Raw genomic sequence first — 24,156 nt, 5'->3', positions numbered from 1 at the left:
CACGTCGGCCGTCGTCGGGATGCTCAGGCTGCGTGCGTGCGCGCGCGGAACGAACTCGGCGGCTCGCCGAACTCGGCGCGGAATGCGCGGCTGAAGTGCGCGGCATCCGCGAAGCCCCACCTCGTGGCCACCTGGCCGATGGGACGATGCGCCGTCAGCGGATCGCCGAGTTCTCGGCGACAGCGGTCGAGTCGGCGCGCCCTGGTGAACGTCGAGACGGTGAGCCCCTCCTCGTGGAAGAGCGCGTGCAGGTGCCTGGTCGAGATGTAGACGGCCGCGGCGATGCTGCCGGGCGTGAGATCGGGATCGCTCAGATGGTCGTCGATGTAGCTCTGCACGCGTCGGAGCATGGCGAGGTGCGGTCGATCGGCATCGCGCGCCACGTCGAGTTCGCGCGCGTAGAGGGTGGTCACGAGGTCGACGGCGTTGCGTGCCAGCCGCCCGCCGATCGGGCCGTCGAGCTGCTGCAGGTCGCCCGCCAGTTCACCGAGGAAACGGGCAACGACCCGCGCGAGACCGGTGCCGCCGTCGATGGTGGCGGCGGTCATGCCGCGCACGGCGTCGGTCGGCAGTTCGAGCATGCGATGCGGCACCATGAGTACGAGGGTGCTGAACTTCTCCTCGAATACGAGCGTGTACGGCGAGTCGGTGTCGTAGACGGTGAGGTCGCCGGGGCGGAGGACCGCCTCGCGGTCGTCCTGGATGAGCAGGCCCGTACCGGCCAGTTGCAGGCCCACCTTGAAGCAGCGGTGGCTCGATCGGGCGACGAGCTCGGGCGTGCGGTGGATCTCGTGGCCGTCGGCGGTGACGACCGAGACGTGCACGTCGTCGTTGGTCGAGGCGCGGATGTCGCCGCGGAACGAGTCCTGCCGGTCCGAGCGCACCTGCAGCGGCACGAACGACTGCGAGACGAGTGCGCTGAACTCGCCGAAGCCGAGCGGCAGGGCCACCCGATCGAGTGGGGCGAAGCGCACGGATTCGTCGGGCACGTGCATGCACCTCATCTCTGGGGGAAGGGACGTCAACGTCCGAGTGGGGAGACTCTACGCCTGTTGAGGCAAAACCGACAGGTCGAGCCTGCGTTGGGGGTCAACCACCCTTCGCTCTGCGACAAGGCGGGAGACGCCCAGAGGGGAATCATGAGGCGGAACCGGGCGACGCCGCCGTGGCTCGCTCCCCGTCGGATAAGGAACCCCCTGCCATGACCTCCACGACGTCCACACCACCGAAGCAGAGCAGCGGCCTCGGTCGCCGCCGCCTGGGCGTGCCATCCGTCACCCTCATGATCATCGCCGCGTCGGCCCCCCTCACCGTCGTCGCCGGCGGGGTCACGACCACGTTCGCGGTCACGGGAGTGATCGGCGTGCCGATCGGCTTCATCGTGCTCGCCGCAGCGCTCGCCGTGTTCGCCGTCGGCTATGCGGCGATGAGCCGGTACGTGACCAATGCGGGCGCCTTCTACGCCTACATCGCGCAGGGAATCGGCCGGCCGTTCGGGGTCGGCGCGTCGCTCGTGGCGCTCGTCGCGTACAACGCGATGCAGGTCGGCATCTACGGGCTCTTCGGGTTCCAGATGTCGATGTTCCTCGAGGCGAAGCTCGGCATCACGACCCCGTGGTGGCTCTGGATCCTCGTCTGCATCGGCGTCGTCGCCGTGCTCGGGGTGAACCGGGTCGACCTCTCGGCGAAAGTGCTCGGCATCCTCGTGGCGCTCGAGTTCGTCGCCGTTCTGGTCTTCGACATCGTCTCGTTCTCGGTCGCGCCCGAGGGAGTGAGCACGGCGGGCCTCGAACTCTCGAACCTGTTCGTGCCGGGGGTCGGCGCCGTGCTCTCGTTCGGCATCGCCGCCTTCATGGGCTTCGAGTCGGCCGCGATCTACGGCGAGGAGTCGAAGGACCCCAAGCGCACGGTCGCCCGCGCCACCTACGCGGCGGTCGCGATCATCGGCGTCTTCTACGCGTTCAGCGCCTGGGCCTTCACCGTGGGGATCGGTCCGTCGCAGATCGCCGAGGCCTCGGCGACGTACGGCCCCGACCTCATGTTCGTCTTCATGAGCGAGCATGCCCCGGTCATCATCAGCGACCTCATGCAGGTGCTGTTCCTCACGAGCCTGTTCGCGGCCCTGCAGTCGTTTCACAACGCGGTCGCCCGCTACCTGTACTCGCTCGGGCGCGAGGGGGTTCTGCATCCCCGACTCGGCTCGGTGCGCGCCGTCTCCCGTGCGCCGTGGGCCGGTTCGCTCGCGCAGACGATCATCGCGCTCGTGGTCACGCTCGGCTTCGTCTTCGCGGGTGAGGTCATGGGGCTGAAGAACGATTTCGCGCCCACCGAGTTCCTCTATCCGGTGCTCACGATGTTCACATGGTTGACGAACACGGGTGCGATGGGCCTCGTACTGCTCATGTGCATCATCGCCATCTCGGTGATCGGGTTCTTCCGGCGCGACCGGCGCGGACTCGGCCGCTGGTCGACGTTCATCGCACCGCTCATCTCGGCGGTCGTCCTCTTCACCGTCTTCGTGCTCATCGTCGCGAACTTCAACGTGCTGCTCGGCCAGGCCGAGACGACCCCGGTGACGTTCGTGCTGCCCGCGCTGCTCATCGTGCCGGGCGTGCTCGGCGTCATCTGGGGCTTCGCCATCCGGAGTCGGAATCCCGAGCTGTATGCGCGCATCGGTCACGGCATCGAGGAGGCCGAGGTCGACCTGATCGACGGCGAGGGGCACCGCGGGATCTGAGCCGTGCGCAGGGCGGCCGGTGGCCGACGCGGCTATGAGCCGAGAGCCGCGACGGCGGCTGGGGCTGACATGGCGGCGAGCATGACGGTCATGCCCGCCGCCATCGCGCCGTGTCGCAGCGCCGCCCGTCCCGTCCGCACGGCCCTGGCAGCCACGCACGCGCCGAGCGCGATCACGGCGATCAGGGCCGGCCACTGGAGCGGCAGCACGGTGCCGCCGTGGTGGACGGCGGGCGAGGCCTCGGCCGCCCCGACGCCGGCGAGTAGCCATCCGGTCGCGATCAGGGCGAGGGCGTGGTGCAGGTCGGCGAGGGGGCGGCCGCATCGTGCCGCCGGGTCGGTCCGACGGGTGCCGCGTCGGGCCCGGATGCCGATGGCGAGACCCGTTGCGACGAGGAGCGCCGACCAGGCGAGCCCCGGCACCAGGTGCGTGACGGCCGTGTCGAACATGGCGGCGGTCATGACGAGGGCGGCCACGACGTCGAGAGCCCGTACCCGGCCGGGCGCCAGGGCGGCCGCCGTTCCCGCCAGGGCCCCGAGGAGCATGACGCCGTGCGCGATCTCGACCATTCGTCTTCCGAATCTTCCCTGTTCCGGCGCGTGCGGTTATATTACTCGACAAACGTAGAGAAAAAGGTCCAGCATGACGACGACGTCCACACACCACTCGATCGGCCGGCGCGACGAAGCCAGCGCGGCAGCGCCCCAGGCGCCGAACGGCCGAGCGCCGCACGCGGCGAACGACCCGCTGCGCGGACTCTCCGCCGACGAGATCGACGCAGCGCGCGACATCCTGCACGAGGCCGCGCTCATCGGCGAGGCGACCCGCTTCGTCTACGTCGGACTCGACGAACCGGCCAAGGCCGATGTGCTCGCGGGCACCGACCTGCCGCGCATCGTGCGCGCCCTGGTCCTCGACCGGTCGACGGGCGCGTCGGCCGACCTCCGCGTCTCGATCACCGACCGTGCAGTGCTCACGAACGAGCCGATCGACGGTGCGAACGGCCACGTGCCGATCCTCGACGTCGAGTTCGAGGCGATCTACGACCTCCTCGGGGCGGAGCAGGAGTGGCACGACGCCCTCGCCAAGCGCGGCATCACGCACGGGCAGGTCGCCCTCGCGCCGCTCTCGGCCGGCAATTACGGCTTCGAGGCCGAGGCGGGCCGTCGCATCATCCGGGTGCTCGCATTCAGGCGCGAGAACGAGCAGGACCACTGCTGGGCCCACCCTGTCGACGGCCTCTGCGCGTACGTCGACATGATCGAGGGACGCATGTTCGAGCTCATCGACCACCGCGTGTACGACATCCCGGCGGAGGGCGGGAACTTCGACGACCCCGCGGTGCAGGGCGCGCCGCTCGACACCCTGAAGCCGATCGAGATCAGCCAACCCGAGGGGCCGAGCTACTCGGTTGACGACGATCGGGTGAGCTGGGCGAACTGGCGCTTCTCACTCGCCTTCGATGCCCGGGAAGGGCTCGTGCTGCGCCGCATCCGCTACGTCGACGCCGACCAGGGCGGCGAGGAGCGCGACATCGTCTACCGCGCCTCGATCGCCGAGATGGTCGTGCCCTACGGCGACCCCTCGCCCGCGCGCTTCTGGCAGAACTACTTCGACACCGGCGAGTACGTGTTCGGCCGCTACGCGAACTCGCTCCAGCTCGGGTGCGACTGCCTGGGCGAGATCCGATACTTCGACGCGACGATCGCCGACGAGTTCGGCCACCCCCGCGTCATCCCGAACGCCATCTGCATGCACGAGGAGGACTACGGCACCCTCTGGAAGCACACCGACATCTACACCGGCTCGAACGAGGTGCGCCGCCAGCGCCGGCTCGTCATCAGCTTCTTCACCACCGTGGGCAACTACGACTACGGCTTCTACTGGTACCTCTACCTCGACGGCACCATCGAGTGCCAGGCCAAGCTCACGGGAGTGCTCTTCACATCGGCTTTCGACGCCGAGGCCGGCGACCACGCGAGCGAGGTCGCCCCGGGTCTCGGGGCGCCGTACCACCAGCACCTCTTCAGCGCGCGCCTCGACATGATGGTCGACGGCCTCGCGAACGCGGTCGACGAGGTCGACGCCGTGAGCGTGCCGATGGGCGAGGGCAACACCTACGGCAACGCCTTCACCAAGCGGACGACGCGCCTGCGCACCGAGGCCGAGGGCGCGCGCGACGCCGACCCCGTGGCAGGACGCACCTGGCATGTCGTGAACACCGAGAAGACGAACCGCCTGGGGCGTCCCGTCGGCTACGAGCTCATCGCCCAGGGATCGCCCACGCTGCTCGCCGACCCCGAATCGGTCATCTCCCAGCGCGCCGGCTTCACCCGGAAGCACCTCTGGGTCACGAGGTACGACCAGGCCGAGCGGTACCCGGCGGGCGACCTCGTGAACCAGGGCCCGGGCGGCGACGGCCTCCCGCGCTACACGGCCGCCGACCGCTCGATCGACGGCGACGACATCGTGCTCTGGCACACGTTCGGTCCGACGCACTTCCCGCGCGTCGAGGACTGGCCCGTCATGCCCGTCGACACCGCCAAGTTCACGTTGAAGCCCTACAACTTCTTCGGTCGCAACCCCACGCTGAACGTGCCGTCGTCGGCCTCGCTCGGCATGGCCTGCCACACCGGCGCCGCGCGCGCCGAAGCCGCCTCGGCCGGTCGCGACGCGAGCGGGCACGCGGCGCACGAAACCCGCGAGACGAGCGGATGCCACTGCGCCGCCGGGGCGTGCACCTGCGCCGGTCACGGGCACTGACCAGGGTGGAACAGGCCGGATGTCGCAGCCGCGGCATCCGGCCCCGTCGCCGTCGCTCGGCAGCGCGTCAGCGCAGCAGTTCGAGGTAGCCGTCGAGGAGTCGCGTCAGACGCGCGGATGCGGCGCTCGCGGGGGAGACGACGGCGATCACCTGCACGCCGTCGACGAAGGCCATGAGGTGGTCGGTCGCCACCGCGACGTCGACGTCGTCGCGCGCCTCGCCGAGCTGCTTCGCGCGCTCGAGATGATCGGCGATCTCGACCCGCCACTCGTCCATGGTGCGCTCGTGCAGGGCGAGCAGGTCGGGTTCGTTGGCCGCGTACTCCCAGAAGGGGATCACGATGCGGGCCTCGAGGATGCGCTCCTCATCGAGGGGGAAGATCTGCAGCATGAGCTCGCGCAGCGCGGCCATGCCCTCGAGGTCGGCGCGAACCGCCGCGAACCTGGCGTTGGTCGCCGCGTAGACATGCTCGAACGTGGCGCCGATCAGTTCTTCCTTGTTGCGGAAGTAGGGCACCAGTCCGCCGTTCGCGACCCCTGCCGACCTCGCGATCTCGCGCATGGTCGTCGCGCGGAAGCCCTTCTCGGCGATGAGTCGCCAGGTCGCGCGCACGATCTCGAGACGGCGTTCGTCGTGGTCGACGATCTTCGGCATGGTCTCCTCCCGTGACCGGCGGCTGAGCCGTCGAGGTCGCCGTCCACGATACGCGTGCAGGGTCGGCCGCCGGGGATGCACGCGGAAGGGCCGGGAGCGAAACGATCCCGGCCCATCCGCACGCGGTTCGCAGTGCTCGCAGCTCAGCCGTTGATGACCTGCGGCACGCCGAGCGACTTGAGGCCCTCGACGCCGAACTCCAGCCCGTAGCCCGACTGCTTCGCGCCGCCGAACGGCACCATCGGGTGGATCGTGCCGTGCGAGTTGATCCACACGGTGCCGGCCTCGATGCGCCCCGCGACCCGCCGGGCCTCGTCGCGATCGGTCGCCCAGACCGAGGCGCCCAGCCCGACCTCGACGCCGTTGGCGAGGGCGATGGCTTCATCGACGTCGTGATAGCGAATGATCGGCAGCGCCGGCCCGAACTGCTCCTCCTGGACGAGCGGGTTCGCGTCGTCGATGTCGGCGACGAGCGTCGTCGGGTAGAAGTGGCCCGGCTGGTCGCGGTCGGGCTCTCCGCCGAGCAGCACGCGCGCCCCCGAGGCCTTCGCCGACTCCACGAGCCGGTCGACGACGTCGAACTGCTGGCGGTTCTGCAGCGGGCCGAGCACGTTCGCCTCGTCGAGCCCGACGCCCATCGGCATTGCGCGCGCGACCTCGACGAGGGCCTCGCACACGGCGTCGTAGACGCGGTCGTGCACGTAGAGGCGCTTCAGCGCGGCGCAGGTCTGTCCGGTGTTGATGAAGGCGCCCCAGAACAGCCCCTCGGCGATCGCCTTCGGGTCGACGTCGGGCAGCACGATGCCGGCGTCGTTGCCGCCGAGCTCGAGCGTGAGGCGCTTGACGGTGTCGGCGGAGCTGCGGATGATCGCCTTGCCGGTCGCCGTCGAACCCGTGAACATGACCTTGCCGATTGCCGGGTGCGATGAGAGCGCTGCGCCGATCTCACGGCCGCCCGAGACGATCTCGACGACGCCCTCCGGCAGCACTCGGTTGATCACCGCGACGAGCGCGAGCACGCTGAGGGGCGTGTACTCCGAGGGCTTCACGACGACCGTGTTGCCCATGCGCAGTGCCGGCCCGAGCTGCCACACGGTGATCATCTGCGGCCAGTTCCACGGGCCGATGGCGGCCACCACCCCGATGGGACGGTACTGCAACTCGGCGTGCGTCTGGCCGTCGTCGAAGACCACCTCGGTCTCGAGCGGGGTGGCGGCGGCGGCGCGCAGCCAGCCCGACGCCCCGCCGACCTCGAACCGGGCGTTGGGGCCGTTCAGCGGCTTGCCCTGCTCTCGCGAGAGGATGCGCGCGAGCGCCTCGGCCTCGGCGTCGATCGCGTCGGCGGCCGACATGAGCAGTTCGCTGCGCCGCTCGTGGCCGAGCGCGGCCCACGACGGCTGGGCCGCCGCCGCCCGGGCGATCGCGCGTTCGAGGTCCTCGACCGAGTGCACGGGGGCCCGGCCGACGATCTCGCCGGTCGCCGGGTCGATGATGTCGCGTCGCTCTCCGTCGTGCGACTGGATCTCGGCGAGCAGGTCGTCATGCGTGCCTTCGAGCACGGGGGTCGGGCTGTCCATGGTTCCTCCACAATGAGTCGGGTTTCCACGGTAGGCAGGGCCGGCACGCCGAGCCTTGTCGATGCGTGCGGCGTGCTTGACCGTGCGCGCAGAACGAGGATGACGGGTGCGCTGCGTCGCGCGGCTTGCGACGGGTCGACCTGATCCCGCGGTTCGCGGTGCGCTGAACCGTGCCCTGAACCCTGCGCACGGTCCCTGATCGCTGGAAGAATGGATGCATCGGCCGAGCCGTGCCGTGTATGACGAGCGAAGGAGCGAGCCATGACCCGGGCCCTGTTCATCATCGACGTGCAGAACGACTTCACCGAGGGCGGTGCGCTCGGCGTCGACGGCGGAGCAGCGGTCGCCGCCGGCATCACGCGCCTGCTGCAGCAGCACCGCGGCGAGTACGCGCTCGTCGCGGCATCCCGTGACTGGCATTCGGGCGAGAACGACAACGGCGGGCACTTCGCCGTCGATGCGGAGCCCGACTTCGTCGAGACCTGGCCGGCGCACTGCGTCGAGGGCACCGAGGGCGCCGAGTACCACCCCGACCTCGACACCTCCGCCGTCGACGTGCACATCCGCAAGGGGCAGGGCGTGCCCGCCTACTCGATCTTCGAGGGCACGGATGACGCGGGCGACAGCGTGACCGAGGTGCTGGCCGCCCGGGGCATCACCGACATCGACGTCGTCGGCCTCGCCACCGACTACTGCGTACGGGCGAGCGCTCTCGACGCGGTCGAGCACGGCCAGCGCGTGCGAGTCTTCACCGACCTCGTCGCGGGCGTCGCAGCGGACTCGTCGACGGCAGCACTCGCCGAGCTGGGCCACGCCGGTGTCGTGATCGCCGAGTCGACGGTGCTCGACGAGGCCGCCTCGTGAGGCAGGCGGGCGCGACGACGACTCCGACCCTCTACGCGGAAGCCCCCGACGGGGTGCTGATCGGGTACCGCGTGCACGCGATCGAACCGGTCGATCCGGTCGAGCCGGCTGACCGTGCCAGTGGAACGGATGCCGCGCTGCCGCCCGTGCTCCTCGTGCACGGCTTCGCCTCCGACGCCGCGATCACGTGGGAGGGCACCGGCTGGGTGCGCGCCCTCGAGGACGCCGGCCGTTCGACGATCACGCTCGACCTGCGCGGCCACGGCTCGAGCGACAAGCCGGTCGACGCCGCGTCGTACGCCCCCGAGATGCTCGGCGCCGACCTCGTCGCGGTGCTCGACTCCGCCGGCGCCGAGGTGGTCGACGTCGTCGGCTACTCGATGGGCAACCGCGTCGTCTCGGCGCTCGCGACGAGTGCTCCCGAGCGGGTACGCCGGGTCGTCGTCGGCGGAGCCGGACCGAACGAGCTGTTCGCCACCTGGGCGATCGACGACGCCCGCGCCGTGCTGCTCCGCGACGAGACGCCGCGCGACCCGGTCATCGGCCAGGTGCTGCGCCCCGCGATCGCGGCGGGCGCCGACCGCGAGGCGCTGCTGGCCGTGATCGAAGGCGTGTCGGGCGCGCCCCTCTCGATTCCCGGTGACATCCCCGTGCTCTTCGTTGCGGGCGAGAACGACCCCGTTCCCGCCCGTGCGCAGGAGCTCGCCCGTGAGTGGGGCGCCGACTTCGTCTCCGTTCCCGGCCGCGACCACGTTTCGACGCTCACGTCACGGGCGTTCAAGTCCTCGGCGATCGACTTCCTCGCCGAGGACTGACCGCGGGCCGGGTGCCGAGGCACCCGACCCGCGGAGACGCGGCAGCGGTCAGATCGCCGCCTGCTTCGGCGCGAGCGGCGTCGGCTCCATGGGCTGGTCGTTCGCCGTCAGGTCGATGCCGTAGTCGCGCGCGTAGACGACCCGCGTCGCGATGTCGACCTCCTCGCCCGCCTGCGTGAGCTCGAACACCCGGCCGCCGCGCATGCGGTTGCGCTCCGCCCCCGCCAGCCCGTAGGCGCCGAAACCGGTGCCCGGCGCGTAGCCGAGCAGCACGCCGTAGTAGTTGCCCACGTAGTCGTTGACGTGGTCGTGGCCGACGAAGACGCCCTTGACGTCGCCACGCTCGAGGATCGCGTTGTACATGCCGGAGTTGAACGGTCCGGGGCACTCGTCCTCGTTGCGCTCGCCGACGATGGCGTGACGGGTGCGTCCGCGCGCGGCATCCGCTTCGGTGCGGGTGTCGACACCGCCCCACCACATGAACCGGTGCTCCCAGAGCGCGATGTGGATGAACATCAGGCCGGGCACCTTGCGCTTGAACTTCTTCTCGAGGCGCTGCGACTCCTCGCGGTACCAGGAGACCTGGTCCATGCGCAGCCAGTCCCACGTGGGGTAGCCGGCGAAGTCCTGCCCATCGATGGCTCCCGGGGCGTATCGGCCCGAGTCGAGGAGCCAGAGGCTGAAGGCCGTGTCGTTGCCGCGACCCGCCGTGCGGATCGGGACGATCGTGTTGCCGGTGCCCGTGACGCCCGCGATGTTCTCGGCGTTCATGTTGAAGTCGTAGCTGCGGTAGAAGTCGAGCATCATCGCCTCGTCGACCCCCGACTGCGGCAGCGAGTCCTCGTCGTGGTTGCCGTAGGTGACGGCCCACGGGATGCCGCGGCTCTCCATCGGCCAGACGACATTGTTGATCGCCTGCTTGACGGCCAGTCGCGTCTCGCAGCCGCCGGTGATGACGTCGCCGTTGATGAGCACGAAGTCGGGTGCCTCGGCATCGAGCGTCTTCTCGATCAGCTCCACGGTGCGGCGGTCGGTCAGCTCGTCGTCCTGCGTGTCGTTGAACTGCACGACCTTGAACGTGCCGTCGTCACGGAAGCGCAGCTTCGGCGCCTTGGCGCGCGGGCTGCCGGTCGCGCCGCGGTCGGCGTCGCCGGCTTCGGCGTTCGCGGCCGTCGGGAGTGCGGCGGCGCCGAGCACGCCGAGGCCTCCCGCGGTGAGGATGGTCCGGCGGCTGACGGGCGGCATGCCTGGCATCGATCGTTCTCCTGTTCGTCGGTGGCGGCGCGGGACGGCGCCGCGGTCGACGTTAGGGAGAGCGGATGACCCGGGGGCGACCTGCAGGTGAACGGAGAGGAGCGACGTGCGGCCGCGACGAGCGGATCGGGGTCGACGCGGATCGCGGCGCCGCGGAACGCACCGAGGCTCGCCGGATCGGCAAGAATGGTGCAATGGGAGACACGACCGCCGATCATGCGCCGAAGGCCGGCGTCGTCCGGCGCACGCGGTCGCCCGCTGGAACGGTTCGCCTCGCCGAGGTCGCCGCGTTGGCCGGTGTCAGCGAGGCCACCGTGAGCCGGGTCCTCAACCGCAAGTACGGCGTCTCGGCGAGCACCCGCGAGCAGGTGGAGCGCGCGCTCGCCGAGATCGGCTACGAACGCCCGGTCAAGGGCGAGATCGTGCTGCTGCTCGTTCCGGCGCTCAAGGACGCGATCTTCGCCGCGATGTGCACCGCCGTCGAGAGCGAGTTGAGCCCGCACGGGCTGCGCGCCGTCGTCTGCCCGGTGGTGCCGGGTTCCGTCGTCGAGCGCGACTACATCGAGGTCATGCTCGACGCGGGCATCGCGGCCGCGGTCTTCCTCTCATCGAGCAACACCCTGCGCAACGCCGACCCCGTCGCTCGCGAGATGCTCGAGGCGCGCGGCATCCCGTACATGAGCGTGAACGGTGCGTTCGCGAACTCGCGCACCCCGGTCGTCTCCACCGACGACTGGCAGGCTGCCGAGATCGCGGTGTCGCACCTGTACGACCTCGGCCATCGTCGCATCGGCATGTGCGCAGGGCCGGTCGGCAACACGCCCGCCGACCGTCGCGTCGAGGGGTTCCTCGAGGCCATGGATGCACGGGGACTGAGCGACGCCGAAGACCTGGTGGTGCGACACCACTTCAGCGTCGACGGCGGGCGCCACGCCGCCGATGAGCTCCTCCCGCTCGGTGTCACGGCGATCGTGGCGTCGAGCGACGACATGGCGCTCGGCGCCATCAAGGCGGCCACCCGGCGCGGACTCGAGGTGCCGAAGGACCTCTCGGTGATCGGCTACAACGACTCCTACCTGCTGGACTTCACCGATCCGCCGCTCACGACGGTGCGCCAGCCGGTCGAGAGCCTGGCCGAGAGTTGCGCGCGAACGCTCGTCACCATGATCCAGAATCGTGCGGTGCAGGCGACCGAGGCGCTCATCGATCCTGAGCTGAGGCTGCGGCAGTCGACCGGGCCCGTGCCGGTCTGAGTCCCCGCCCGCCGTCGGGGCCGAGACGGATCGTGCGCCGCTCGCCCGGCGCGACCCGGTGGGCATCGCCGAACGACGCCTCGCCGAGGTGCGGATCTCGGAAGCGGTCGTCGCGAACCGCGATCGGCACCCAGGCGAGGTCGCGCGAGGTGCCGTTCTCGAGCCACAGCTCGTGGCCGAGGTGGATGCCGACGCTGATGACGCCGCCACCGAAGGGGATGTCGTGCGCGGCGAGCCGGTGGATGCCATGGGGGAGTGCGGGCCGAGTGGTCACCGTGCGAGTGGGCGCGTCGGGCTCGAGACCGAGGAAGCCGGCGACGACCTGTGCGACGAGCGTGAAGGACACCTCGGGGTAGTCGCCGTTCGGGCCCTGCGCGGTGACCTCGTGCGGTGCGTCGCGGGCGTCGTACACGGTGCGCATCCAGTCGAAGGCGGTGTCGGGGCGGCCGTGGCGGAGGAACACGTCCGGCAGGTAGCTGAGCGCCTCGACGTTGCGCGGTCTGGTCTCGAGTGCTCGACTCGCACGATCGATGCGGTCGAGCACGGCGCTCCGGTCCGGGTGGTCGGCGTCGACGAGGCCCTTCATCGGTGGGAACCACGTCGCCTCCTTCATCCACTCCCGCAGCGGGAGCCCGTCGGCGTCGCGCGCCGACACGAGTTCGCCCTTGCCCGTCGGTCCGTCGGACGCGCCCCAATCGGAGGCGAACAGCGCGGCCAGTCGGTCGGCCGCAGACGCGAACCGAGCGGATGCCTCGTCGTCCCCCAGCGCGGACTCGAGGCGTGCGGCGTGGCGGTTCGCCGCATACTGTGCCGCGAAGGCGTCGCCCGCCTCGAGCAGCGGACCGGCCGGCCGTTCGTTGTAGCTCGCGGCGCCGTCGAAGATGCCCGGTCCTTCCGCCTCGGCGATTCCGTCGGGGAGGATGCGGTCGTGCGCCGCCACGAACTCCGTGAGGATGCCGCGCCAGTACCCGCGATGCTCGAGCAGCGAACGGTCGCCGGTCCATCGGAAGAGCACGTGGATCAGCTCCACGAGCTCGAAGACGGCGGGCAGTTCGCGCACGAAGTCGTCGGGGCCTCGGTAGTCGATGGCGAGCGGGGTCGCCCGGTCGAAGTTCAGCGCCCACACCGGCCACCCGCGATGCTCCGCCGTGGCCGAGCGCACGAAGCTGTGGAGCATGGCCGCATTGTGCGAGGCCAGCCCGAGCAACTGCGCGCCGACCGCCTGGTGCGCGAAGTCCCGCAGGTAGTAGCCGCTCCGGAACAGGTAACCGGCGTGATAGCTCGCGCGGTACTCGGCGGTGCGGCGAGGGCCGGGGTCCGCCTCGGAGACGTCGAGCGGTCCGCGCCGGCCGTCGGCCACCACGAACCGGCGGGCCGCCCGAGCAGCCCAGTCGAACATCTCGGCGAGCGTCGCATCGTCGGTCTCGATGCGGATGCCGGTCATTGCGCGACCAGCTCGATCAGTCCGGCTTCCTGCGGGCGGAGGATCGGCATCGGCAGACCGACCTCGGCGAGCACGATGCCCGGCCAGATGCCCGGTTCCGTCCACCAGTCCGGCTGGCGTCGGGTCGTCGTCGGGTCGGCGGATGCCTCCGGTCGAATTCGCGTCACGCGGTAGGCGGCTTCGGGGTCGAGCCCGGTGAGCCGCAGCGCAGGTCCGGGCAGGTGGGCGGGGGAGTCGACCGTCGCGATGGTGGCGATCGCGTGCGCGCGGTCGGCCGAGACGAGGGTCTGGGCGATGATCGACGGCTCGGTCTCGAGGCGATGGATCCTGCCGCGTTCGATGAGCGGGCGCAACCGCACGAACTCGGCGATCCATCCGGCGAGCGACGCCCGCTCATCAGCGGTCGCCTCCCGGATGTCCCACTCGATGCCGAAGCTGCCGACCATCGCGGTGATGGCACGGAAGTCGATCGAACTCGAGCGGCCGGTGACGTGGGCGGTGGCGGCGCCGACGTGCGCGCCGAGCAGCTCGGGGGGCATCAGGAGGCTGGTCCAGCGCTGGATGCGCTGGCGCTCCAGGGGGTCGTTCGAGTCGCTCGTCCAGAACCGATCGGTGCGCTCGACGATGCCGAGGTCGATGCGGCCGCCGCCGGCCGAGCACGACTCGATCTCGAGCCACGGGCACGCCGCGCGGATCTCGTCCATGAGTTCGTAGACGGCCCTCGTCTGACGGTGCACCCCGGCCCGTCCGGAGGTGCGGTCGACGGGCTCGACGAGGTCGCGATTGTGGTCCCACTTGATGTAGTCGATGCGATGGGCGGTGACGACGTCGACGATCCGGTCGCGCAGGTGGGCGCGTGCGTCGGGATCGCCGACGTTGAGCACGAGCTGCTGCCGGGCCAGCGGGGCATCGCGGTGCAGCGGCGCGAGGATCCAGTCGGGGTGCGCGCGCGCGAGCTCAGAGTCGGGGTTGATCATCTCGGGCTCGAACCAGATGCCGAACTGCATGCCGAGCTCTCGCACGCGTTCGACGAGTGGCGTCAGCCCGTTCGGCCACACCGCGGGGTCGACGGTCCAGTCGCCGAGTCCGGCGCGGTCGTGGCGGCGGCCGAGGAACCAGCCGTCGTCGAGCACGAAGCGCTCGACGCCGACGTCTGCAGCGAGGGCTGCGAGCTCGTGGAGCGGTGCGAGCGTGTGGTCGAAGTAGACCGCCTCCCAGGTGTTCAGCGTCACCGGGCGGCCGACGGCGGGATGCACGGGTCGAGCGCGCAGCGCCTCGTGGATGCGGGCGGATGCATCGTCGAGTCCCTCGCCGTGGGCCGCGTACAGCCACGGCGTCTCGTACTCCTCGCCCGGGCCGAGCACGACCTCGCCCGGGAGCAGCAGTTCGCCTCCGCCGAGGGCGGTCCTGCCGCCGTTCGTGCGGTGCGCCCAGAGACGCGCATTCCCAGACCAGCCGAGGTGCACCGCCCAGACCTCGCCACGGGCGAAGCCGAAGTCGGCGGTGCCGGCGACGAGCAGCGTGGCCGAGTCCGGGCCGGGGCGTCCGCGTCGTTGCTCGCGCAGGTGGGTGCCGTCGACGATCGTCGAGCGCTGCGGGCGGCGTTCGCCGCCGTGTCGTCCCGAGAAGTCGAGCAGCTCGACGGCGCGGCCGGGCACGGGCAGCGCGAGGTCGAGCCCGTCGACCCGATACCGTCCAGCACCGTCGTTGCGGACGACCGCGCGCGTCCGCAGCAGGCCGGAGCGGAGGAGCTCGAACTCGAGGCGCATCGCGAGCCCGTTCGCGGCATCCGTGGCGGTGGCGATGAGGCGCTGCGCGACCGTGGCCGAGTCGACGCGCTCGTACTCGTTGGCGACGGCGTCGAAGTCGGGGAACCCGGCGGCCCCGTCGCGATCCCCGGTGAGACCGGGCGGGCCCATCCAAGCCTGCTTGGGCTCGGGCAGCACTCCGACGGCGAGCGGCCGATCCGGTTCGCTCGTCACACGCGTGCCCGGCGCGTGCTCCGTGACACGGGCGAGTGCGCCGGCATCGAGCGGCCCGAGGTCGCGTCCCCAGTGGCAGATCACCGGCAAGGCGGTGTCGGAGGTCGCGACCACGACGCTCACGCCCCCCGCGCGCAGGTGGAACACCGCTTCAGTCATGTCTCCTCCATTGCAAGTTTGCAGACAGTCGCTGCATATATACACATAATATGTTACTGTCGCCGAGTCGCCGATGACGCGACTCACCGAGAAAGGACTGCGAACAATGAGGTTCACGTTGAACAAGCGAGCACGCGGGATGGCGGTCACAGCAGCCGCCGTCGCGAGCGTCGCCGCACTCGTCGGATGCTCGGCCACGGCCGCCGACGACGGCGCTACCGATGGCGACGTGTCGGGCAAGATCACGATCTGGACGTGGAACGCGCCCGGCGACGGCCTCGAGGCTGCGGTCCCCGCGTTCCAGAAGCTCTACCCCGATGTCGAGATCGACGTGCAGGACGTCGGCAACCCGGCGATCTGGGAGAAAATCACGACCGGCATGGCCGCCGGCGGGCAGGGCCTGCCCGACGTGCTCAACATCGGCATCGACTACATGGGCAACTACGTCGAGCAGTTCCCGGGCGAGCTCGTCGACCTCCGCGAATTCGGCGCGGATTCGCTCGAGCCCGAGTTCCCCTCCGGCGCGTGGAAGAGCGGTTCGGGCGCCGACGGCGCCGTGTACGGCATTCCCTACGAGGTCAACGCCACCGGGTTCTTCTACCGCAGCGACATCTTCGAGGAGGCCGGCATCGACATCGACTCGATCGAGACGTGGGACCAGCTCATCGATGCCGGCGTGATCATCAAGGAGAAGACGGGCGTTCCGCTCTACAACCAGGACAAGGCGGCGACCGAGGCGGACTCGGCCGGTCTCTGGCAGCTCCAGACGGCGCTGCAGGACTCGTTCTACTTCGACGAGAGCGGCGACATCACGATGAACGGCGATGCCGGCGTGACATCCCTCGAACTCATCAAGAAGGCGAACGACCTCGGCATCGTCGGCGACGTGCAGGGGAGCTGGGACAACCTGCTCGCGCAGCTGCGCGGCGAGAAGCCGACGGCGATCATGCCCGCGGGCGGCTGGATGGCCGGCGTCATGGAGAACGAGGCCCCCGAGATGGCGGGCAACTGGGGCGTGCGGCTGCCCCCGTCCGTCGAGCCCGGGGGCATCACCGCGGCGGTGAACGGCGGAACCTACCTGTCGATCCCGACGGCGAGCAAGAACCAGAAGACCGCGTGGGAGTTCGTGAACTTCGCACTCGGCACGCTCGAGGGCCAGAAGCTCGTCTACGAGGGCGGCGGCATGTTCCCCGGGTACAAGCCGATGCTCGAGTCCGAGGGCTTCGCCGCGCCGAGCGAGTACTTCGACGGACAGTCGCCGAACGCCATCTTCATCGCGGAGCTCGAGCAGGACACCCCCGTCCTGAACTACACGAGCGACTACGCGCGGGCGCTGAAGGCGTACACCGATGCGCAGACGCGAGTGCTGCTCTCCGGAGCCGACCCCCAGCAGGCGCTCGACGAGGCGGCCGACCAGGTCGTCCAGCAGACCGGCCGCAAGCTGGCCGACTGACGGACCGGATGCGCCGGTCCGCGATGTCCAGCGACATCGCGGGCCGGCGCGCCCTCCCATGGAGCGAACACACATGAATGTCCTGTCCTCGACCGCCCATGCCTCGGCCGGCCCGACCGCGGAGGCAGCGCCGTTCGCGGCCCCGCCGAGGCCCCCGCGGCGCCGCCGACGCTCTTCGATCGGCCACCCGCGGATCACGCCCTACCTCTTCCTGCTGCCGACGATCGTGCTGTTCCTCGGCTTCAAGCTCTACCCGTACCTCTCGGCCTTCTGGACGAGCCTCACCTCGAACATCGGCGGGGTCATCACCTTCGTCGGGCTCGACAACTACCTGCGCCTCCTGGAGGACCCGCTCTTCTACAAGGCGCTCGGCAACACCGCACTCATCCTCGTGGTGCAGGTGCCGCTCATGCTCGGCCTGGGCATCGTGCTCTCGGTCGCCTTCAACTCACTGCTCCTGAAGGGCCGCGCGTTCTTCCGCATGGCGTTCTTCGTGCCGATCGTCATGGGCCTCGTCGCCTACGGCATCCTCTTCAGTGCCCTCTTCGACTCCAGCGCCGGCATCGTGAACGAGCTGTTGAGCTATGTCGGCATCGGCCCTATTCCGTGGCTCGTCGATCCGTTCTGGGCGAAGATCTCGATCGTGCTGGCGATGACCTGGCACTACACCGGCCAGAACGCGATCATCTACCTCGCGCAGTTGCAGTCGATCCCCGGCGAACTCTACGAGGCGGCGCAGGTCGACGGCGCGAACGGATGGCAGCGGTTCGTCAACATCACCCTGCCGGGGCTCCGCCCGGCGCTGCTGCTGACCGTGGTCCTCTCGACGATCGGCACCCTCCAGCTCTTCGACGAGCCGTACGTGCTCACGAACGGCGGGCCCGACAACGCCACCCTCACGGTCGGGATGTACCTCTACCAGAACGGCTTCAAGTACTTCGACTTCGGGTACGCCTCGGCCATCGGGTATGCGTTGACCGTCATCATCGCCGTGGTCTCGCTCATCCAGTTCCGCCTCTTCCGCGAGCGAGCGCCGAAGCCGATCTCCCCGAAGAAGTCGATGTCCCCGAAGGAGAAGACCCGATGACCGAGTCGCTCATCGGCGTGCGCGGGCGCCGAACCAAGTCCCTCGTGCTCACGACGGTGATCGCCGCGGGGGCCGTGCTCATGCTGCTGCCCTTCTACTGGCTCATCATCGCCACGACGTATCCGTCACGCGAGATCTTCGCCTCCCCGCCCAACGTGCTGCCGGGTCCGGCGTTCTTCGACAACCTCACCGGGCTCCTCAGCGACACGCTCTTCGGCCGCGCGATCGGGAACTCGGTGCTGGTCGCATCCGTCTACACGCTGCTCGGCCTGGTCGTCTGCACGGCAGCCGGCTACGCGTTCGCGAAGTTCGAGTTCCGCGGGCGCGGCCTGCTGTTCGGTGCGGTGCTGATCACGCTCGCGCTGCCCTCGCAGGTGACGCTCGTGCCGCTCTTCCAGATCATGGTGACGCTCGGATGGCTCGACACCTACCAGGCGCTCATCCTGCCGAACCTCGCATTGCCGTTCGGCATCTTCCTCATGCGCCAGACCATGCAGGCGGTGCCCGACGAGCTGTTGCAGGCGGCGCGGGTCGACGGGGCGGGGGAGTTCCGGGTGTTCTCCCGGATCGTGCTGCCGACCGTTCGGCCGGCACTCGCGGCGCTCGCGATCTTCCTCTTCCTCGCCCAGTGGAACGAGTTCGTCTATCCGCTCGTCGTGCTGCGCACGCCCGAGTCGTTCACCATCCCCGTCTCGCTCGCCTCGTTGCAGGGCATCGGCACCACGGATTACGGGCAGCTGATGATGGGCACGTTCCTGTCGGTCCTGCCGATCCTCGTGCTCTTCCTGTTCCTGCAGCGTCATTTCGTCGCCGGCATCCTCGCCGGCGCAGTCAAGCAATAGGAGTTCCGCACGTGCTACTTGAAGACCACCACCTCTCGCTCATCGAGTGGACCGAGCTCCCCAGAGGCATCCGCCTCGGCACCGGCGGTGCGTGCCGGGTCTCGGAACTGAGCGAGGACGGCGGGCTCGTCCGTATCCGCCTCGACGCGCAGGGCGAGGGCCAGGCCGTGCTCGAGCTTCCGCTCGGCGATGCTGCCGGATACTGGAACCCCGGGCTCTCGGGAGGCCGGGGGCTCCCGGCCGACTGGGCCGGGCGCGACGCGTTCAGTGCGGTGCGGTCCGCCCCGATCGGAGCGCTCTACGACGCCGACGGCAGCAGCAGGCTCGCCTTCGGGTTCGACTGCCTCGTGCACGAGGGAGAGCTGCAGTACGGCGTCTCCGAGGAGGAGAAGACGTTCGTCGTGCGCCTGCCGATCGAGGGGCGCCTGGCCGAGCTCGAGGCCGGACTCGACCTCGTGGTCGTGAGCGAGGCGATGCCGTACGCGCGTGCCGTTCGCGCCGTCTCGGAGGCCGTGCGAGCCGACCTTCCGGTGCGTCCGGCGTCGACGGCGTCCCGCGAGCCGGTGTACTCGACCTGGTACGCCCACTCGCAGCGCATCTCGGAGGAGGTCATCGAGGCCGATGCCGCAGTGGCGGCGGAGCTGGGGTGCCGTTCGGTCTTCATCGACGACGGCTGGCAGCGCTTCGGCGATGGCCGGTGGTACGCGGGGTGCGGCGACTGGGTGCCCGACACGGACAAGTTCCCCGACCTCACCGCCCTCTCGGGCAGGCTCCACGGGCAGGATCTCGATGTCGTGCTGTGGATCGCGCCGCTCCTGCTCGGGGAGCAGAGCGAGGCGTTCGATCGTCTGCACCGCTTCGCTCCGCACCATTCCGAGTCGCTCCGGTGTCGCGTGCTCGACCCGCGCCATCCCGAGGTGCGCGCGCACCTCGTCGAGACCTGCGCCCGACTCGTGCGCGAGTACGACCTCGACGGGCTCAAGATCGACTTCCTGAACTCGGCCATGGTCTACGCGGGCGAACCGTCGTCCGGCGACGTGGCCGACGTGGGCGAGGCGATGACGCTCCTGCTCCGCGGCGTCGCCGATGCGGTCGACCTCGAGCGGCCCGGAGCACTGATCGAGTTCCGCCAGCCGTACGTGTCACCGGCCGTCGCGTCGTACGCCGACGTCGTGCGCGCCGACGACTGCCCGGCCGACGCCGTCCAGAACCGCCGGTCGATCCTCGACCTGCGCCTGCTCTCGAACGGGCAGGTCGTGCACGCCGACCCCATCATGTGGGATCCGACCGCGTCGCCCGATGCGGCAGTGCGGCAGTTGTTCGGCGCGTTCTTCGGCGTGCCCCAGATCTCGATGCCGCTCGTCTCGCTGCCGGCCGCCCACCGGGACGCGGTCGCTGCGGTCCTCGGCGTCTGGCGTGAGCTCAGCGGCGTGTTGATCGACGGCGAGATCACGGCGGGCCTGCCCGTCGACGGCTATCCGTCGGCGGCGGCACGACTCGGCGGGACGCTCGTCGTCGTGGCGTACGGCGGCAGCGTCCTCGACCTCGAGCTCGACGGCGTGCGCCGACTCGTCGTGCTGAACGCGTCGGGTTCGGCGCAGCTCGCCTACCGCTCGAGTACTCCCGCGACGTCGATGGCCGGGCTCACGGTCGTCACCGGTACCGCGGCCGGTGCCGCCGCGGGCCGTGCGGAGCTCGGGAGGCAGGGCTTCCTGCCGATCCCGCCGTGGTCGATCGCGGAGCTCATGCTCGACTGAGTTCCGCGTCGGGATCCTGTGCACCGCAGCGCGGCGCGCTCGGTGTCGAACGCGAACGCCGCCCGTCGCCCCGGGAATCGGGACGGCGGGCGGCGTTCGCCGTCGGAGGACCGAACAGGCCTACAGCGTGTTGCCGAGCTTGAAGCCCTTCTCCTCGTCGCCTTCGCGGGTGTACGAGAAGCCGTCGGCGCCGATCGTGACCTCGAGTTCGGAGTCGTCGGTGCGGGCGACGACCGGCTTGGGGTTGCCGTCGAGGTCGAGCACGAGTGAGGCCTCGGTGTACCAGGAGGGTACGACGGGGTTGCCCCACCAGTCGCGGCGCTGGTTGTCGTGCACGTCCCACGTGACGACGGGGTTGTCGGGGTCGCCCGTGTAGTAGTCCTGGGTGTAGATCTCGACCCGGTGGCCGTCGGGGTCGCGCAGGTAGAGGTAGAACGCGTTCGAGACGCCGTGGCGGCCCGGGCCGCGCTCGATGGCGTCGGAACGACGGAGCGCACCGAGCTTGTCGCAGATCGCGAGGATGTTGTGCTTCTCGTGCGTCGCGAAGGCGACGTGGTGCATGCGGGGGCCGTCGCCGCCGGTCATGGCCGTGTCGTGCACGGTGGGCTTGCGGCGCATCCATGCGGCGTAGACCGTGCCCTCGTCGTCCTGGATGTCTTCGGTCACTCGGAAGCCCAGGTCCTGCATGAACTTCACGGCGCGCGGCACGTCGGGGGTGACCTGGTTGAAGTGGTCGAGGCGCACGAGTTCGCCGGGGGTGTGCAGGTCGTACCGCCACGACAGCCGCTCGACGTGCTCGGTCTGGTAGAAGAACTCGTACGGGAATCCGAGCGGGTCCTCGACGCGCACCGAGTCGCCGATGCCCTTCGTGAAGCCCTCCGAGCGACGCTCGACGCGACATCCGAGCTCGCTGTAGAAGGCCACCGCGACGTCGAGTTCTTCGGGCGAGCGGACCCGGTACGAGAACGCGGCGACCGCGGCGACGGGGCCCTGGCGCAGCACGAGGTTGTGGTGGATGAACTCCTCCGTCGACCGGAGGTAGATCGCCGCATCGTCCTCTTCGGTGACGTAGAGTCCGAGCACGTCGACGTAGAACTCTCGCGATGCCGCGAGGTCGGTGACGACGAGCTCCATGTAGGCGCAGCGGAGGATGTCGGGCGCCGGCACCGATGGCGTCGGGATCGCATTGTCGGTCTGGATCGGGGCCTCTTGAGTGACGTAGAAGCCGGAGGAGGTCTTGACTCGGTCGTTGAGCGCAGACATTGGTTCGTCCTTCAGTTGTGGAGCGGTCGGTGGGGGAGGGCGGGGCCGGCTACTTGGCGCCGAAGCGCGGCGAGTGCGCCTCGTTGAGCGTGATGTGCACGGCCTGCTGGTCGGTGTAGAAGTCGATCGAACGGTAGCCGCCCTCATGACCGAGGCCCGACGCCTTGACACCGCCGAACGGGGTGCGGAGGTCGCGCACGTTGTTGGAGTTCAGCCACACCATGCCCGCTTCGACCGACTGGGCGAAGTTGTGTGCGCGTTTCAGGTTGTTGGTCCAGATGTAGGCGGCGAGCCCGTAGCGGGTGTTGTTCGCGAGCTCGAGCGCCTCCTCATCGGTGTCGAACGGCGTGATCGCGACGACGGGTCCGAAGATCTCCTCCTGGAAGATGCGGGCGTCGGGCGAGACATCCGCGAACACCGTGGGGGCGACGTAGTTGCCGGTCTCGAGCCCGTCGGGGCGACCGCCGCCGGCGACGAGCCGGCCCTCGGTCTTGCCGATCTCGACGTAGCTCATGACCTTGTCGTAGTGCTCGGGGTGCACGAGGGCGCCGACCTCCGTCTTCGGGTCGTGCGGGTCGCCGACCACGATGTTCTTCGCCCGCTCGGCGTAGCGGGCGACGAAGTCGTCGTAGATCGAGCGCTCGACGAGCACGCGGGACCCTGCCGTGCAGCGCTCGCCGTTCAGCGAGAACACGCCGAAGACGGTCGCGTCAAGCGCCGAGTCGAGGTCAGCGTCGGCGAAGACGACGGCGGGCGACTTGCCGCCGAGCTCCATCGAGAGGCCCTTCAGGAACGGTGCCGCGTTGCCGAAGATGATCTGGCCGGTGCGACTCTCGCCCGTGAAGGAGATGAGCGGCACGTCGGGGTGCTTGACGAGCGCGTCGCCGGCCTCCTCGCCGAGGCCGTTGACGAGGTTGAAGACGCCGTCGGGCACGCCCGCCTCGCGGAAGATCTCGGCCCAGAGCGACGCCGACAGGGGCGTGAACTCGGCGGGCTTCAGCACGACGGTGTTGCCGGTCGCGAGCGCGGGCGCGAGCTTCCACGACTCGAGCATGAAGGGCGTGTTCCACGGCGTGATGAGGCCGGCGACGCCGATCGGCTTTCGGTTCACGTAGTTCACCTGGCGACCCGGCACCTTGTAGGTGTCGTCGCGCTGGGCGACGATCAGGTCGGCGAAGAAGCGGAAGTTCTCGGCGGCGCGCTGCGCCTGGCCGAGCGCCTGCGTGATCGGCAGGCCGGTGTCGAACGTCTCGAGCTCCGCGAGCCGGGCGTCGCGCGCCTCGACGAGGTCGGCGATCCGGTGCAGCACCCGCGAGCGCTGGCGGGGGAGCATGCGGGGCCAGGGCCCCTCGTCGAACGCGCGCTTCGCCGCGGCGACCGCGAGGTCGATGTCGGCCTGCTGGCCGGCCGCGGCCTGCACGTAGGTCTCGTTCGACACGGGGTCGAGCACGTCGAACGTCTCGCCGCCGACGGAGTCGACGAACTCGCCGTCGATGAAGTGGCGGATGCGGTCGGGCAGGCCTTCGGGGATGTAGTGCGTCATGTCATGCGGCTTTCGTGGGGAGGGTGATGGTCAGGGTGACGGCAGCGGATGCCGCGACTGGGCGGCGAGCACGGCGTCGAGCGTCGCGGTGCGGTGGCGCCGCGCGGCGAGCTCGACCTGGAGGGCATCGGCGCCCGCCTCGATGAGCTCGAGGATGCGTTCGTGCTCCTCGACGGACTCGTGTGCGCGGCCGGGAACGAAGCTGAACGAGGAGTCGCGCAGCACCTTCATGCGGTTCCAGCCCCGGTGCACGAGATCGAGGATGTGCGGGTTCGGGCACTCCTCGAAGAGCACGGCGTGGAACTCGAGGTTGAGCTCGGTGAACCGGCTCGGCTCGAAGTCGTCGAGGGTGCGTCGCATCCGCTCGTTGATCTCGCGCGCGCGAGCGAGGTGGTCGGGGGAGATGAACGGCGCCGAGAGCGCCGTCGCCGCACCCTCGACGAGCGCGAGCGTCTGCATCGTGTGCAGGTACTCGGTCTCCTTGATGAGGGCGACCTGGGCGCCGACGTTGCGCTCGAAGGTGACGAGGCCCTCGGCCTCGAGCAGGCGGATCGCCTCGCGCACCGGCACGACCGAGACGTCGAGCTCACGGGCGATCGCCCCGAGCACGAGCCGGTAGCCGGGGACGTATCGGCCGTCGTCGATGCGCGTGCGGATGAACCGGTAGGCCTGCTGCGACTTGCTCTCGGTCGAGCGTTCGGTCTGCAT

Annotated in this window: 19 protein-coding genes; 9 read left to right on the top strand and 10 right to left on the bottom strand. The window is 69.9% G+C overall.

Annotated elements, in window-relative coordinates; all coding sequences use genetic code 11:
• Positions 1 to 23: 23 nt before the first annotated feature.
• Entirely contained in the window at positions 24 to 989 is a 966-nt protein-coding gene (locus ASD23_RS10715) for a helix-turn-helix domain-containing protein (RefSeq protein WP_235507710.1), read from the bottom strand.
• A gap of 212 nt (positions 990 to 1,201) precedes the next feature.
• Here ASD23_RS10715 and ASD23_RS10710 point away from each other — a divergent pair, with 212 nt between their 5' ends.
• Entirely contained in the window at positions 1,202 to 2,737 is a 1,536-nt protein-coding gene (locus tag ASD23_RS10710) for an APC family permease (protein WP_056010177.1), read from the top strand.
• A gap of 32 nt (positions 2,738 to 2,769) precedes the next feature.
• Here the strand turns inward: ASD23_RS10710 and ASD23_RS10705 are convergent, their stop codons facing one another.
• Entirely contained in the window at positions 2,770 to 3,306 is a 537-nt protein-coding gene (locus ASD23_RS10705) for a hypothetical protein (RefSeq protein WP_056010175.1), read from the bottom strand.
• 73 nt (positions 3,307 to 3,379) lie between these two features.
• Here ASD23_RS10705 and ASD23_RS10700 point away from each other — a divergent pair, with 73 nt between their 5' ends.
• A complete protein-coding gene (locus tag ASD23_RS10700; protein ID WP_082571367.1) occupies positions 3,380 to 5,500 on the top strand; it encodes a primary-amine oxidase in 2,121 nt (706 codons plus the stop codon).
• 67 nt (positions 5,501 to 5,567) lie between these two features.
• Here the strand turns inward: ASD23_RS10700 and ASD23_RS10695 are convergent, their stop codons facing one another.
• Together ASD23_RS10695 and ASD23_RS10690 are read right to left on the bottom strand one after the other, a co-directional pair.
• A complete protein-coding gene (locus ASD23_RS10695; RefSeq protein WP_056010173.1) occupies positions 5,568 to 6,155 on the bottom strand; it encodes a TetR/AcrR family transcriptional regulator in 588 nt (195 codons plus the stop codon).
• Between the two features lie 143 nt (positions 6,156 to 6,298).
• Positions 6,299 to 7,732: an aldehyde dehydrogenase family protein gene (locus ASD23_RS10690; protein ID WP_056010171.1), complete on the bottom strand. Its 1,434-nt coding sequence runs from the start codon at positions 7,730 to 7,732 to the stop codon at positions 6,299 to 6,301.
• Positions 7,733 to 7,993: 261 nt separating this feature from the next.
• Here ASD23_RS10690 and ASD23_RS10685 point away from each other — a divergent pair, with 261 nt between their 5' ends.
• Positions 7,994 to 8,596, top strand: coding sequence for an isochorismatase family protein (locus ASD23_RS10685; RefSeq protein WP_056010169.1), 603 nt, complete (start codon positions 7,994 to 7,996; stop codon positions 8,594 to 8,596).
• Positions 8,593 to 9,411 carry an alpha/beta fold hydrolase gene (locus ASD23_RS10680; protein ID WP_056010167.1) on the top strand — a complete coding sequence of 273 codons (819 nt, stop codon included), beginning with the start codon at positions 8,593 to 8,595 and terminating at the stop codon, positions 9,409 to 9,411. The genes ASD23_RS10685 and ASD23_RS10680 overlap by 4 nt, the downstream gene beginning before the upstream one ends.
• 48 nt (positions 9,412 to 9,459) lie before the next feature.
• Here ASD23_RS10680 and ASD23_RS10675 read toward each other — a convergent pair whose 3' ends face one another.
• Entirely contained in the window at positions 9,460 to 10,665 is a 1,206-nt protein-coding gene (locus ASD23_RS10675) for a metallophosphoesterase family protein (RefSeq protein WP_056010165.1), read from the bottom strand.
• A 194-nt stretch (positions 10,666 to 10,859) separates the two neighbouring features.
• Between ASD23_RS10675 and ASD23_RS10670 the strand changes: the two genes are divergently transcribed.
• Entirely contained in the window at positions 10,860 to 11,918 is a 1,059-nt protein-coding gene (locus ASD23_RS10670) for a LacI family DNA-binding transcriptional regulator (RefSeq protein ID WP_082571365.1), read from the top strand.
• Here the strand turns inward: ASD23_RS10670 and ASD23_RS10665 are convergent.
• Positions 11,866 to 13,362 (bottom strand): hypothetical protein, encoded by a 1,497-nt coding sequence (locus tag ASD23_RS10665; RefSeq protein WP_056010163.1) that lies wholly within the window; start codon positions 13,360 to 13,362, stop codon positions 11,866 to 11,868. The genes ASD23_RS10670 and ASD23_RS10665 overlap by 53 nt on opposite strands.
• On the bottom strand, positions 13,359 to 15,503 hold the full coding sequence (locus ASD23_RS10660; protein ID WP_056010161.1) for an alpha-galactosidase: 2,145 nt from the start codon (positions 15,501 to 15,503) through the stop codon (positions 13,359 to 13,361). The genes ASD23_RS10665 and ASD23_RS10660 overlap by 4 nt, the downstream gene beginning before the upstream one ends.
• 139 nt (positions 15,504 to 15,642) lie before the next feature.
• Here ASD23_RS10660 and ASD23_RS10655 point away from each other — a divergent pair, with 139 nt between their 5' ends.
• The 4 genes from ASD23_RS10655 (at position 15,643) to ASD23_RS10640 (ending at position 20,642) form a co-directional block, all read left to right on the top strand.
• On the top strand, positions 15,643 to 16,956 hold the full coding sequence (locus ASD23_RS10655) for an ABC transporter substrate-binding protein (protein ID WP_056010158.1): 1,314 nt from the start codon (positions 15,643 to 15,645) through the stop codon (positions 16,954 to 16,956).
• Positions 16,957 to 17,029: 73 nt separating this feature from the next.
• The gene (locus ASD23_RS10650) at positions 17,030 to 18,043 is read left to right on the top strand and encodes a carbohydrate ABC transporter permease (RefSeq protein ID WP_082571363.1); all 1,014 of its coding nucleotides are present in this window, start codon (positions 17,030 to 17,032) and stop codon (positions 18,041 to 18,043) included.
• Positions 18,040 to 18,885: a carbohydrate ABC transporter permease gene (locus tag ASD23_RS10645; protein ID WP_056010155.1), complete on the top strand. Its 846-nt coding sequence runs from the start codon at positions 18,040 to 18,042 to the stop codon at positions 18,883 to 18,885. The genes ASD23_RS10650 and ASD23_RS10645 overlap by 4 nt, the downstream gene beginning before the upstream one ends.
• An 11-nt stretch (positions 18,886 to 18,896) precedes the next feature.
• Positions 18,897 to 20,642, top strand: coding sequence for a glycoside hydrolase family 36 protein (locus ASD23_RS10640; protein ID WP_056010152.1), 1,746 nt, complete (start codon positions 18,897 to 18,899; stop codon positions 20,640 to 20,642).
• Positions 20,643 to 20,762: 120 nt separating this feature from the next.
• On the opposite strand, the gene hpaD is transcribed toward ASD23_RS10640, so the two are convergent.
• From hpaD to ASD23_RS10625, 3 genes are read right to left on the bottom strand one after another with little or no spacing between them, the layout of a single operon-like run.
• Positions 20,763 to 21,905 (bottom strand): 3,4-dihydroxyphenylacetate 2,3-dioxygenase, encoded by a 1,143-nt coding sequence (hpaD, locus tag ASD23_RS10635; protein ID WP_056010149.1) that lies wholly within the window; start codon positions 21,903 to 21,905, stop codon positions 20,763 to 20,765.
• 49 nt (positions 21,906 to 21,954) lie between these two features.
• Complete coding sequence (hpaE, locus tag ASD23_RS10630; protein WP_056010146.1) at positions 21,955 to 23,448, bottom strand: 5-carboxymethyl-2-hydroxymuconate semialdehyde dehydrogenase; 1,494 nt, start codon at positions 23,446 to 23,448, stop codon at positions 21,955 to 21,957.
• A gap of 30 nt (positions 23,449 to 23,478) precedes the next feature.
• Positions 23,479 to 24,156, bottom strand: a complete 678-nt coding sequence (locus ASD23_RS10625) for a GntR family transcriptional regulator (RefSeq protein ID WP_056012942.1) — start codon at positions 24,154 to 24,156, stop codon at positions 23,479 to 23,481.

The sequence above is a fragment of the Agromyces sp. Root1464 genome (assembly GCF_001427265.1).
In the GTDB taxonomy this organism is placed as follows: Bacteria; Actinomycetota; Actinomycetes; order Actinomycetales; family Microbacteriaceae; genus Agromyces; species Agromyces fucosus.
Note: the sequence above shows the minus strand (reverse complement) of the source record. Positions and strands in the feature narration are given on the sequence as shown.